Origin of the sequence: Burkholderia sp. Ac-20353, assembly GCF_017104785.1 — a bacterium.
Classification (GTDB): Bacteria; Pseudomonadota; Gammaproteobacteria; order Burkholderiales; family Burkholderiaceae; genus Burkholderia.
The window spans coordinates 31,196-44,355 of sequence record NZ_JAAGPL010000012.1 but is presented as its reverse complement, the minus strand read 5'-3'; the positions used below and the strand labels follow the sequence as shown (position 1 = coordinate 44,355).

General features: G+C 58.9%; 11 protein-coding genes and 1 riboswitch. Of the genes, 10 read left to right on the top strand and 1 reads right to left on the bottom strand.

What is annotated here, in order from left to right; genetic code table 11:
• Window positions 1–208: 208 nt before the first annotated feature.
• The 9 genes from G3N94_RS05835 to G3N94_RS05795 all read left to right on the top strand — a co-directional run bounded on the left by G3N94_RS05835 (window position 209) and on the right by G3N94_RS05795 (window position 10,450).
• Window positions 209–1,333, top strand: coding sequence for an alkene reductase (locus G3N94_RS05835; protein ID WP_205791155.1), 1,125 nt, complete (start codon window positions 209–211; stop codon window positions 1,331–1,333).
• A gap of 467 nt (window positions 1,334–1,800) precedes the next feature.
• Window positions 1,801–1,890: riboswitch (glycine riboswitch) on the top strand.
• A 149-nt stretch (window positions 1,891–2,039) separates the two neighbouring features.
• Window positions 2,040–2,270 (top strand): hypothetical protein, encoded by a 231-nt coding sequence (locus G3N94_RS05830; RefSeq protein ID WP_205791154.1) that lies wholly within the window; start codon window positions 2,040–2,042, stop codon window positions 2,268–2,270.
• 193 nt (window positions 2,271–2,463) lie between these two features.
• Window positions 2,464–3,516 carry a low specificity L-threonine aldolase gene (locus G3N94_RS05825; RefSeq protein WP_205791153.1) on the top strand — a complete coding sequence of 351 codons (1,053 nt, stop codon included), beginning with the start codon at window positions 2,464–2,466 and terminating at the stop codon, window positions 3,514–3,516.
• Window positions 3,517–4,211: 695 nt separating this feature from the next.
• Entirely contained in the window at window positions 4,212–5,309 is a 1,098-nt protein-coding gene (locus G3N94_RS05820; RefSeq protein ID WP_241021630.1) for a branched-chain amino acid ABC transporter substrate-binding protein, read from the top strand.
• 299 nt (window positions 5,310–5,608) lie between these two features.
• Window positions 5,609–6,559: a branched-chain amino acid ABC transporter permease gene (locus G3N94_RS05815; RefSeq protein WP_205791151.1), complete on the top strand. Its 951-nt coding sequence runs from the start codon at window positions 5,609–5,611 to the stop codon at window positions 6,557–6,559.
• Between the two features lie 18 nt (window positions 6,560–6,577).
• Window positions 6,578–7,747, top strand: coding sequence for an ABC transporter ATP-binding protein (locus G3N94_RS05810; protein WP_205791150.1), 1,170 nt, complete (start codon window positions 6,578–6,580; stop codon window positions 7,745–7,747).
• A gap of 20 nt (window positions 7,748–7,767) precedes the next feature.
• Window positions 7,768–8,541, top strand: a complete 774-nt coding sequence (locus G3N94_RS05805) for an ABC transporter ATP-binding protein (RefSeq protein WP_205791149.1) — start codon at window positions 7,768–7,770, stop codon at window positions 8,539–8,541.
• Window positions 8,541–9,257 carry an ABC transporter ATP-binding protein gene (locus G3N94_RS05800; RefSeq protein WP_205791148.1) on the top strand — a complete coding sequence of 239 codons (717 nt, stop codon included), beginning with the start codon at window positions 8,541–8,543 and terminating at the stop codon, window positions 9,255–9,257. Before G3N94_RS05805 ends, G3N94_RS05800 begins: the two co-directional genes overlap by 1 nt.
• Window positions 9,258–10,078: 821 nt before the next feature.
• A complete protein-coding gene (locus G3N94_RS05795) occupies window positions 10,079–10,450 on the top strand; it encodes an enoyl-CoA hydratase-related protein (RefSeq protein ID WP_277398509.1) in 372 nt (123 codons plus the stop codon).
• A gap of 162 nt (window positions 10,451–10,612) precedes the next feature.
• On the opposite strand, the gene G3N94_RS05790 is transcribed toward G3N94_RS05795, so the two are convergent.
• Window positions 10,613–11,686 (bottom strand): alcohol dehydrogenase catalytic domain-containing protein, encoded by a 1,074-nt coding sequence (locus G3N94_RS05790; protein WP_205791146.1) that lies wholly within the window; start codon window positions 11,684–11,686, stop codon window positions 10,613–10,615.
• Between the two features lie 543 nt (window positions 11,687–12,229).
• Here G3N94_RS05790 and G3N94_RS05785 point away from each other — a divergent pair.
• Window positions 12,230–13,123 (top strand): LysR family transcriptional regulator, encoded by an 894-nt coding sequence (locus G3N94_RS05785; RefSeq protein WP_205791145.1) that lies wholly within the window; start codon window positions 12,230–12,232, stop codon window positions 13,121–13,123.
• Window positions 13,124–13,160 lie beyond the last annotated feature (37 nt).

The window sequence follows — 13,160 nt, the reverse complement described above, 5'->3', positions numbered from 1 at the left end:
AAAATTGCTAATTATCAGTTTGTCGTTTGCTGCTTTAACTCCCTGAAGGCAGCGCATATAGTCTCTATCAGATAACAGGGGAATGCGAATTTTGAGAGCGTTGTTACGCCCCTGTATTTATCGTTCGATCACTTGTATTCCGTGTCGGCATGTTGAACCTGCTTCAGGTTCCTGTCTGATTCACCCGGCTTCATCAAGGAGAACCTGAATGGCTTCGCTTTTTGACCCTTTTGATCTCGGCGCAATCCACCTTCCCAACCGAGTCGTCATGGCTCCGTTGACGCGTTGCCGTGCAGACGAGAACCACGTGCCGACCGAACTGATGGCGCAATACTATGTCCAGCGTGCCAGCGCCGGGCTGATCATTTCGGAAGCGATCAACATCACGCCGAACTCGAAGTCGTTCGAGTTTTCACCGGGTCTCTATACGCAGGAGCAAACTGAAGGCTGGCGACGCGTCGTGGATGCTCTGCACAACGCTGGCGGACGCATTGTTGCTCAACTCTGGCACACCGGTCGCGCCAGCTCGTTTGCCCTGCTCGAAGGCAAGGAGCCGGTGTCGCCGTCGGGTGTGAACGACGATCTGCATGAATTGCATGTGTGGGGGCAGTTGCAGAACGGCGTGTACACGAAGATTCATGCGACGCCGTCGCGTGCGATGACGCTCGAAGAGGTCCAGGCGGCCGTGCAGGAGTATCGGCGTGGCGCCGAAAATGCCATGAAAGCCGGTTTCGACGGTATCGAAATTCATGCGGCTAATGGCTACCTTCCCCATCAATTCCTGTCGCCGACGATCAACCAGCGCGACGATCGCTACGGTGGCTCAGTCGAAAATCGAGCTCGATTCCTGCGTGAAATCCTCGAGCAGGTTTCTGAAGTCGTTCCGCTGAATCGGATCGGGGTTCGGATTTCACCTTTCGCAGCCTACAACAACGTACGGGATCCGGATCCGGCCAAGACATACAAGTACGTCGCCCAGATGCTGGAGGATTTCGGCGTCGCTTATCTGCACATCGGTGACACCAACGGTTGGTTTGATCGCCCCGATCTGCCCAAGATTCTCGATATCGTCCGCCCCGCATACTCCGGGTCCCTGATTGTCAACGGCGGCATCGGCGTCGACACGGCAAAGGCGCTTGTCGAAGATGGGGTGACCGATCTGGTCGCGTTCGGGCGTGCATTCATCGCAAATCCGGACTTGGTGGAGCGTGTGAAAACCGGCTCGCCGATCGCGATGCCTGCTCTGACGGACTGGTACGGTGGCTCCGAGAAGGGTTACGTCGACTATCCAACGCACACGCCGGGCATCGAGAGCGCGTACGCCACGCGCTGACGGTCGCCTGAAATACCGTGTTCAGAGCGTCTTTTCCGTTAGTGCGTGAAAAGATGATTTGGACCGCGAATCTTCAGTGTGGTGAGAAAAACTCGGCTCCAATAGCGAGCTCATCCGGCGTCTCGGCTTCCGATGCTCAATCGGCGGACGAAGGCGCATTGGTGATGGCCTCCAGTTGCGAGGCTGTCGCGGTTCTCAGTATGTACGAGGCCGCGGCAGCCTCGCTTTGTTGCGTAAAGAAAATCCAGAAGAAATCTCGCGGCCTCCGGAAAGTTGTCGCGCAACTGACATCGAAATTCAACATCAAGTGCTGGATGTCGGATCGCAATGGAAAGTTTCCGGGAACGAGAAAAGCTATGCAGCTTCTTGCAAATAGTAAGGAATCCATATGCATTGAGGTTCGAAATATTTGTGCTGTGAGACCTTGTCAGCGTATTTTGACTCCGTTATGTTGGAGGCGTTCTTTCAAATGCAGCACGGGAGAGATCGTCCTTCTCGACGACGCCGACGGAGCAACCGCCCCGGAAACTCTCAGGCAAAAGGACCGTGCAGCGAGAACATCTGGAGAGTGGCGCTTCGTGCGCCCACCGAAGGGGAGCCGTCACCGTCATCGGTGTGCGAGCGAAACTCTCAGGTACATGGACAGATGGGGCATCCGTGTCGACTCCAATAGTCGACGGTGCTCAACATTTGTCTGGACCATGTCATGTCGGGAATCGCCAGAATCGGTGCTGAAGGCATGGGCGTCGCCATCACGGACGCTTCCGCCTGGCAACGCATCCTGTTCAAAACCAGGGCGCGTCGTCGTTTTGCCGTGATGAAAATGTCCTCTCCTCACGAAGAACACTTGCCCGAGCTCGACGCGGAGCTAATGAACAGGCGCTTTGCATTACTGAATTGCGTCAGGCGGGTGTTCGCGCATAACGCATCGCCTTGACTGAACCTTTGGCGCAGGCTCTGAAAAATTGGATCGATCGCCGAATTCGTTCGCCTGAATCGCCGTCTGCGTGCGATCACATTCGATGCGGTGTTTGTGGCCAAAAAGCAGACCATCTGATCAAACGGGCGGTGGCCTCGGAAACTGGAAGCATCAACCAGGCACGATGACGAAACGACGTAAGGAAGTTGACATGAAAGTTACCAAGCGTTCTCCGGCGTTGAACTTCAAGAGTGACAATGTCGCAGGTGCGTCGCCAGAAGTGATCGACGCGATTCTTGCATGCAACTCCGGGCAAGCGAATCCATACGGAGGCGATGACTATACCGCTCGTGTCGTGAGTCGATTCAGCGAGATCTTCGAGCGACAAGTTGACGTCTTTTTGGTGTCGACCGGCACTGCCGCGAATGCGATAAGTCTGAGCGCGATGACACCACCGTGGGGAAAGGTGTTTTGTCATCCAGAAAGCCACATCAATACCGACGAATGTGGGGCCCCGGAGTTTTACACCCATGGCGCAAAGCTTGCTCTCGTTGATGGGCCTCTCGGCAAAATAGAAGTAGCCAAATTTCGCGAAGCGGCCCGCTTCATAGCGGGCGACATCCACACGATGAAGCCGTCTTGCCTGAGTATCACGCAAGCAACGGAAGTGGGCAGCGTATACACACGAGAGGAAATCGGAGCGCTCGGTCAGGTCTGTCGCGAGTCAGATTTGAAGTTTCACATGGACGGCTCGCGATTCGCTAACGCGCTTGTTTCGCTCGGCTGCTCGCCCGCAGAACTGACGTGGAAAGCGGGCGTAGATGCCTTGTCGTTCGGCGCGACAAAGAACGGCGTTCTTGCTGCCGAAGCTATCGTTTTGTTCAACCGGGCACTCGCGCCGGAGGTTGCTTGCCGTCGCAAGAGAGGCGGTCATCTCTTCTCGAAGATGCGCTTTCTGTCGGCTCAGATGGATGCCTACCTGGCGGACGATCTCTGGCTGCGTAACGCTCGAAACGCGAATGACATGGCGCATCGTCTGGGCCTCGGTCTAAGAGAAATGGACGTCGAGATTTTGGGCGGCAGTGGTGCAAACATTGTCTTCTGCCGTTTGCCAGCCTCGGTCATCGAGTCGCTACTGCGGGAAGGGGTCGAGTTCATTCATGATCGATGGGGGCCGAATGTGGTCCGGTTCGTGACGTCATTCGCGACCACGAGCGAGGACATCGATTGTCTCCTTTCGCATTTGAAATGCGCTTCTACCTGATGCGGGAAAACCATCGCTCGGATGACAGTGGGCGAAGCATTCCACAACACCCGGGCCGGAGGGGCGATGAACAGCAAGGCGCCCCCCGCCCTCAATAATTCGGTTGGTTGTACGTCCTGAGAAAGGTGCGGCGCTCAACCGAATGCAGACTGCGGAGCCTCAATTCCAGCGGACTCGTGTCTGCGCTTCGGATGACCCAGGTTCTATCGGGGGATAGGAAAATGGCGTACATATGTATATCCGTTTGGCGCCGTGCGTGATCTGGATCTTGTAGAGAATGAGAACAGTTATAGGCTGGTCGAGATGAGATTGGTGTGGAAGGTCAAATAAGTAGTACTGAAAAATTATCTGATGTCAGATTCAAATGAGCTTCGCTTCGATGTTTGTCCTTAAGGAGGATTTGCATATGAGATGACGAACCGGAAGCATCTCAATGATGGCCAGAGGAGGAGACTCGATCGCGCGTCAGAACGATGCGGGTCGTATGTAGATCACGGTTATTTCAATAGGCGGCGCTCCGGATTGTCGAGGAAGCACGTGAGAACGTTGCGGCAACCGATGGATGCGATACATGGATCGACGATTGAAGTGCGTAACTGCTTGTTGGTCAAACCGCAACATTTCGTGAGGTGGTGAAAATGGGCAAGAGCGAGAAGCTTGGTCGCAGCTTGGCGACTGTAGGATTTGTTGGGGCAATGGTCACGGTGTGCGCTGGAATTGCGCATGCCGACGATACTGTCAAGATTGGCGTGGCGGCTCCTTTGACAGGGCAGGCTGCCTATCAGGGCAAGGATTTGCAGAACGGTGCCCAACTGGCCGTTGACCAAATCAACGCAGCAGGCCTGTTGATTCGAGGTCAGAAGGTCAAGCTTGTACTGGACGCGGAGGACGATGCTGGAGACCCGCGTCAGGCGACTCAGGTTGCGCAAAAGCTTACCGACGCGAAGATCGTTGCCGTGATTGGCCACTTGAATTCTGGTACCACGATTCCTGCATCGAAGATCTACAGTGACGCCGGGATTGTTCAGATCGCGCCGACCGCCACTAACCCTGCATATACTCAGCAGGGCTTCAAGACTACGTATCGCCTGGTTGCGACTGACGCCCGGCAGGGCCCGTCATTGGCGGATTACGCTAGCAAGGTTCTCAAGATAAAAACGGTTGCGATCGTAGACGACGCGACAGCATACGGACAAGGCCTCGCAGTCGAGTTCGAGAAGGGGGCAAAGGCCAACGGCATAAAGGTCGTGTCTCACGACGCGACCAACGACAAGGCGACGGACTTCCGCGCGATCCTCACGAAGATCAAGGGCGAGCGGCCGGATGCCATTATGTTCGGCGGCCTCGACGCGGCCGGTGGACCGTTCGCCAAACAAGCGAGGCAGCTCGGCATGCCGATGAAGATTCTCGCGGGCGATGGCGTATGTATTTCTGATCTGGCCAAGCTTGCTGGCGACGCCGCCAGTAATGTGATTTGCTCGATCGCGGGTGCGCCGCTGGAAAAGATGCCGAAGGGTCCGTCGTTTGCGCAGAGCTACAAGGCGCGTTTTGGCAACGCACCGGTCCTCGCTGCGCCGTTCACCTACGATGCTGTGTATGTGATCGCGGATGCGATGAAGCGAGCACAGTCGACTGCACCTGACAAGATTCTTGCCGCGATGCCATCCACCAACTACCAGGGCGTGCTGGGTGACATTCGTTTCGATTCGAGGGGCGATCTGCGTCAGGGCGTCATTTCGCTCTACAAATATGTCGACGGGAAGCAGATGTTGCTCGACACCGTGAAGTATTGACACTGTCGCGTCACAGAGCCGGACCGGTGTGCGTGCGGGTGATGCGAGCGCACCGGTCGCATGCTCGCTCTTGTCGTGCGTCGGTGGTGATTGGAATTCGAACATATCAGCGGTGAATTGTCGATATCGGGATGTAGTTCGCGTATCAATTTTCGCTTCAGTAATGTATCAGTGCTACTCGACCGCGTTGAACGCACGGCTTGCTGCTGCTTATTTTCAAGAAAGGCGATTGGGCATGAATAAGTTGTCGTGCTCCGCCTGGATTCGTGACGAGGTAGAGAGACTTCTCGGATTGAGCTATGGACATTCTCATTCAGCAATTGCTAAATGGCCTGGTGCTGGGCAGTGTGTACGCCATCATCGCATTGGGCTACACGATGGTTTACGGCATTCTAGGCATCGTCAACTTTGCGCATGCCGACGTGATGATGATCGGCGCGATGGTCGCGCTGTCGGCCATCACCGTGCTGCAAAATCATTTTCCTGAACTGGGCAACGTTGCGACGCTGACGATCGGTTTGGGCATCGCCGCGGTCGTCTGTGCGTTTGTCGGCTTCACGATCGAGCGGGTCGCATATCGGCCGCTGCGCCGCGCGCCGCGTCTCGCGCCTCTGATCACCGCACTCGGTGTATCTATCTTGCTGCAGACGGCTGCGATGATCATCTGGTCGCGCAACCCACTGCCGTTTCCGCAATTGCTGCCGACCGACCCGATCAACGTGATCAAGGCGACCGACACGACGTCGGGCGCCGTGATCTCGGCGACCGAAATCGTGATCATCGCGGTGGCGTTCATCGTGATGGGCGGCCTGCTGTTGCTCGTGCACAAGACCAAACTGGGACGCGCAATGCGTGCGATCGCGGAGAACCCGAACAATGCGAGCCTGATGGGCGTGAACCCGAACTTCGTGATCTCGGCGACGTTCATGATCGGCTCGGCGCTCGCCGCGCTGGCCGGTGTGATGATCGCGTCCGAATACGGCAACGTGCACTTCTACATGGGCTTCATTCCCGGGTTGAAGGCATTCACGGCCGCGGTGCTGGGCGGTATCGGCAACCTAGGCGGCGCAATGGTTGGCGGAATGATCCTCGGCCTGATCGAGCAGCTCGGTGCCGGCTACATCGGCAATCTCACGGGCGGCGTATTTGGCAGTAACTACCAGGACGTGTTCGCCTTTATCGTGCTGATCATCGTGCTGGTGTTCCGTCCGTCGGGCCTGCTGGGCGAACGTGTCGCGGATCGCGCGTAACGGAAGGGGAGCAAGAACATGACATCCATTCAACCGATCGAAACCTCGACGACGCTCGTCGAAGAACGCAACACCGCGAAGACCGTCACCATCGGCATCCTGACCGCGGCGTTCGTGATTGCCGCGCCGATCATCATCGGCGCAGCAGGCGGCAACTACTGGGTCCGCGTGCTCGACTTCGCGATGCTGTACGTGATGCTCGCGCTGGGCCTGAATGTGGTGGTCGGCTTCGCCGGCCTGCTCGACCTCGGCTACATTGCGTTCTACGCGGTGGGCGCATACACGGCAGCGTTGTTGAGCTCGCCGCACCTGACCACGCAGTTCGAGTGGATCGCGAACCTCGCGCCCGGCGGGTTGCATGTGCCGTTCCTGATCATCGTGCCGATCGCGATGGCGATCGCCGCGATCTTCGGGATCCTGCTCGGCGCGCCGACGCTGCGGCTGCGCGGCGACTACCTCGCGATCGTCACGCTCGGCTTCGGTGAGATCGTGCGGATCTTCATGAACAACCTCGACCGTCCGGTGAACATCACGAACGGCCCGAAGGGGATCACGGGGATCGATCCGGTGCACGTCGGCGACTTCAGCCTCGCGCAGACGCACTCGCTGTTCGGCATCCAGCTGCCGTCGGTCTACATGTACTACTACCTGTTCGTGCTGTGCGCACTGCTGGTGATCTGGACCTGTACGCGCCTGCAGCACTCGCGCATCGGCCGCGCATGGGCGGCGATCCGCGAGGACGAGATCGCGGCGAAGGCGATGGGCATCAACACCCGCAACGTGAAGCTACTTGCGTTCGCAATGGGCGCGTCGTTCGGCGGCCTGTCGGGCGCGATGTTCGGCTCGTTCCAGGGCTTCGTGTCGCCGGAATCGTTCACGTTCTGGGAATCGATCGTGGTGCTCGCCTGCGTGGTGCTGGGCGGCATGGGCCATATCCCGGGCGTGATCCTGGGTGCGGTGCTGCTCGCAATCTTCCCGGAATTCCTGCGCTCGACGATGAGCCCACTGCAGCACGCACTGTTCGGTCATGACATCGTCGATACCGAAGTGATCCGCCAGGCGCTGTATGGCCTCGCGATGGTGATCATCATGCTGTACCGCTCGGAAGGCCTGTGGCCGGCGCCGAAGCATGAGGACAAGATCGCGAAACTGGCGAAGCGCGACGTCAGGAAGCCGGTGCGCGCATAAGGACGGGGGAGAATACACACATGAGCAATCCAATCCGACTGTCCGTGAAGGGCGTCAACAAACGTTTCGGCGGCCTGCAGGCGCTGTCCGACGTCGGCCTCGAGATCAAGGAAGGCGAGATCTACGGGCTGATCGGCCCGAACGGCGCCGGCAAGACGACGTTCTTCAATGTGATCACGGGCCTCTACACGCCCGATTCGGGCGAATTCAAGCTCGACGGCGCGGAGTACAAGCCGACCGCGGTGCACCAGGTCGCGAAGACGGGCATCGCGCGCACGTTCCAGAACATCCGCCTGTTCGGCGGGATGACCGCGCTCGAGAACGTGATGGTGGGCCGCCATGTGCGCACCAAGCACGGGCTGCTCGGTGCGGTGTTCCAGACGCCGGCGGAACGCCAGGAAGAGCGCGAGATCAAGGAGCGTGCGATCGAGCTGCTCGACTACGTCGGCGTGCTGCGGTACGCGGACTACACGTCGCGCAACCTGTCGTACGGCCACCAGCGCCGGCTGGAGATCGCACGTGCGCTGGCGACCGACCCGAAGCTGCTCGCGCTCGACGAGCCGGCGGCCGGGATGAACGCGACGGAGAAGGTGGAACTGACGCGCCTGCTCGACAAGATCCGTTCGGACGGCCGCACGATTCTGCTGATCGAGCACGACGTGAAGCTCGTGATGCACTTGTGCAACCGGATGACGGTGCTCGATTACGGCAAGGTGATCGCCGAGGGTCTGCCGCAGGACGTGCAGAAGAATCCGAAGGTGATTGAGGCATATCTCGGCGCAGGGGTGCACTGATGGCAGCGGCAATGTTGAAAATCAAGGGCTTGCAGGTCAACTACGGCGGCATCCAGGCCGTGAAGGGCGTTGACATGGAAGTCCGCCAGGGCGAACTCGTGACGCTGATCGGCGCGAACGGCGCCGGCAAGACCACGACGATGAAGGCGATCACGGGTCTGAAGGCGTATTCGGCGGGCGACATCGAGTACGACGGCAAGTCGATCAAGGGCGTGCCGACGCACGAGCTGCTCAAGCATGGCCTCGCGATGGTGCCGGAAGGCCGCGGGATCTTCGCGCGGATGTCGATCCTCGAGAACATGCAGATGGGCGCGTACCTGCGCAACGACGCGGACGGGATCAAGAAGGACGTCGACCGGATGTTCGGCTTTTTCCCGCGGCTGAAGGAGCGCGCGACGCAGCTCGCGGGCACGCTGTCGGGCGGCGAGCAGCAGATGCTGGCGATGTCGCGCGCGATTCTGTCGAAGCCGAAGCTGCTGCTGCTCGACGAGCCGTCGATGGGCCTGTCGCCGATCATGGTCGAGAAGATCTTCGAAGTGGTGCGCACGATCTCGAAGGAGGGCATCACGGTGCTGCTGGTCGAGCAAAATGCGCGCCTCGCGCTGCAGGCAGCCGACCGCGGCTACGTGATGGACTCGGGCACGGTCACGATGGAAGGCGACGCGAAGCAGATGCTCGACGATCCGAAGGTACGGGCCGCGTATCTCGGGGAGTGAGCACCACGCACGATGAAAAAAGCTGCATGCGTGGTCGAGCATGCAGCCAATACTTCAACGAGTACCCGGAATGTACGGTGCACCGCGTCAATATTCGGATGGATTGAAGACAGTTACCTCATCACAAACGTTATCGGAAGATATTGCCGGAAAACGAAAAAGGCTCGCTCAAGGAGCGGGCCTTTGAAGAGGTGAGGCGGAGAGCATACTGCGGAACAACGTCCAGACCGGTAAGTCCCGTCCCCTGTTTTCTGTCGCCGGATATGAACCGGCTGGAACACCAAAGTAGCTGTAATTTCGTGGGCGCTGCAACGCGCCGTGGCTCAACGTGGCGAAATGGTGCACCCCAATTGTGTAATCCAGGTAGTCGTACTCCGTCGTATCCGACTGCGTCAGGCTCGAGTGACGCTATGTCGCGAAGAAAAACTCGTCGTCGGACGCTGGCAATCGCCGACACCGTGCCGTGATCCCTTTCCCACTGCTCTGCGCGCGCTGGCCGGGCGCGCGGCACCTCAAGACTCGTGCTTGGTCTAGACAGAACCGCTTCGGCACGCGCGCGGGCCTCGTGCAGTTGCGCTGACAACCCGTGACTTCGGTTCACCTGAGGTGATTTGGCGCAACCCGGGTATCACTCACATGGGTCAGCGATCTAATTGCAAGTCATTGATTTTACGGTGGTTATCTATCGCTCTTTCTAGAGAGGCCAATTTCAATGCAAATCTCGTAGCGAAAGGCCACCTTTTCTGCAACTAATGCTCAGAGAAGTTCGCAGAAAAGGTGGCTAAACCGTTGATTCGCATGGGCGTGCGAGGCCATGTATTTTGCGAACCTACAACGGGAGCGGCACATACCGCTTGCCGCACATCGTCGGACTCAAGCAGGCGATGGAGATTGCGCTGTTGGGCGATCGTTTCGACGCGCAACGGGCGCTGGAATTGGGGCTGGTCAACCGTGTCGTGCCCGCGGGGGGGCTGGTCGATACCACGCGCGCCCTCGCGGCATGCCTTGCCGCAGGTCCGACACGCGCGCTCGGCCGGACGAAGAGATTGCTCAACGACTCGTTGAACCGCACGCTATTTGAGCAGTTGCTCGCGGAACAGGAGAGCTTTGCAGCGTGCGCCGTGGAAACCGATTTCGCGAACGGCGTGCAGGCCCTCGTCGAGAAGCGCAAGCCGCGGGTCGAAGGCCGTTGAATCCCCGAGCCGAACCATGGACCTCGCGGGGCCGGCAGTCGGGACCGGAATGACCTGACCAGCCGCAGGCGCCGCGTTCCAGCGTGCAGGCGGCAGAGCCGCTTGAACGATCAAGCGGTCGAGCGCGGGGCGGTTCGGTCATTCACGAGACGTCGAAGCCGATTATGGTTTCAGCGCGAGTTTCACGACACCATCTCGTTGATGGCCGAACAACTCATAAGCCTCGACAACATCGTCGAGCGAGTAGTGGTGTGTCACGAGGTGATCGAGCTTGATACGCTGGCTCGACACCACGTTAAGCAGTCGGCGCATGCGCTCCTTGCCGCCCGGGCAGGTCGACGTCACGATGCGCTTGTTGGCGAGGCCGGCGCCAAAGCCGTCCAGCGGGATCGGGATGCTCTTCGAATAGATGCCGACGCTCGAGATCGTGCCGCCCGGCCGCGTGACGTTGACGCACGTTCCGATCGTCTCGTCTCGGCCGAGACATTCGAGGGCGACGTCCGCACCCACTCCCTGCGTGAGTTTCATCACTTCCTCGACCACGTCACACTTCGTCGGATTGAGCAGAACGTCCGCGCCCATCGTCTTCGCCTTCTGCAGCCGCTCTTCGACCGGATCGACCGCGATGACGAGAGCTGCCCCCATGAGCCGTGCGCCACTCGTCGCACAGAGGCCGATCGGGCCCTGGGCGATGACGACGACGACGTCGCCAATCTTGATGCCGGCGGATTCGGCCGCGGAGAAGCCCGTGCTGACGATATCGGGAATGAGCAGAACGTCCTCGTCCGTCAGGTTTTCCGGGATCAGCGCGAGGTTTGCCTGCGCGTCGGGCACGACAAAATACTCGGCCTGGCAGCCATCGAGATAGTTGCCGATCTTCCATCCGCCGGCGACCTTCCAGCCACTTGGCGATCGGCTGCCGCATTGGGAGTGGAAGCCCATCAGGCACGACGAACACTGCCCGCACGGCGTGACGGCCGCGCACAGCACGCGCTGGCCTTCCTGGTAACCCTTTACCTGGGAGCCGAGCTTTTCAATGATGCCGATCGGCTCGTGGCCGAGCGTCAGCCCTTTCTCGACCGGATATTCGCCCTTGAGGATGTGAATGTCGGTGCCGCATATCGTCGTGGTCGTGATGCGAATGAGTGCATCAGTCGGCCCGATGTCCGGAATCGGCTTGTCCTCGAGCGCAATACGGCCGGGCTCGATGAATACGGTTGCTTTCATGGTTGCCATCTAGCTCTCCTGTGAACAGCGCGCATCTCCATGCAATGCGGGACCGGGAAGTATCCGCACGAGATGCATGAACTTTCTTGCGATACCGATCAGAAAAATCGCAGCGCCCGCCATCTCTCCACTGATGGTCGGTCGTCGCCGACGTGACATTGCAAATGGGGTGATCGGGCACGGGAATGCACGAAGGCGATTGAGGACTTCGCTCGCCTCGGTATCGGTCTCTCCTTCTTGCCGACACTTAAGTGATCGGTTGATAAATTATAGTGATGAGCCGACAATAGAGGCACGTGTCGACGGTAGGTGTTTACCCCTTCGAGCGCGGATCGACGCATGGGCTTGCGTGTTCGTGCGTCGATTGTTAGCAGTATTGCTAACGATTATTTAACGACGCACACCATGAGCCCGGGGCGTGCTGCCGCCTGGTCCAGGCGACGCGCACGTTGTGCCCGATCAGGCAGTCGTACGGATCAGCGTGGCAGTTGCGTCTCGAGACGAGGCTGCGCAAGGTGCCAGTGGGAGTAGTCAATGGATAAATTTCAAGCCATGCAGATTTTCGTTCGCGTCGTCGACGTGAACGGTTTTTCGAAAGCGGCCGATACGTTGCAGCTTGCGACGCCGGTCGTGACACGCGCGATCAAGGACCTGGAAACGCGCCTGGGTGTGCGGTTGATCAATCGCACGACAAGAAAGCTGCACCTGACCGAGGAAGGTCGGCTCTATTACGAGTCCGCGGTCAAGATCCTGAGTGCCGTCGACGAAAGCGAATCCGTCTACAGGCTGGGCGTCGCGAAACCGACCGGTACGCTGAGGATCGACATGCAGACGTCGATCGCGAAATGCGTGATCGTTCCCAAGCTCGCGGCGTTCCGGGAGCAGTATCCGGGCATCGACTTGATCATTGGCGCAACGGACAGAATCGTGGACCTGATCGAAGATGGCGTCGATTGCGCGATTCGCGTCGGCGTGTTGGGCGATTCGACGATGATCGCGCGTCAGATCGGCGTATTCAAGCGCGTGACGGTTGCGTCTCCGGACTATCTGAAGCGAGCAGGGATACCGGAAACGCTGGACGACCTGACCGATCACCGAGTCGTCTATTACACGTCGGGCAAAGGCGTTCGGCCGCCGACGTTCGATTTCCAGACCGACGCCGGACCGACCACGATTCGAATGACCAGCAGCGTCCAAGTGAACAACTCGGATACCTATATCGCGCTGTCGAAAGCGGGTTTCGGCCTGATTCAGCCGGCGCGGTTCTCAGTCAGCGAGGAACTGCGGCGCGGCGAACTCGTGGAAGTGCTGCAGAAGTATCCGGTGCCGCAGAAGCCGATCTCCGTGGTGTACTCGCAGCGCAGCAACCTTGCACCCAAGCTGTGCGCGTTCCTTTCGTGGGTGTCCGGTGTATTCGAGTCCTGTCAGGAAACATTGAATGCATGAGTGCGGGACGGCATGCGCGGCCGCGTCAGCCGGACGC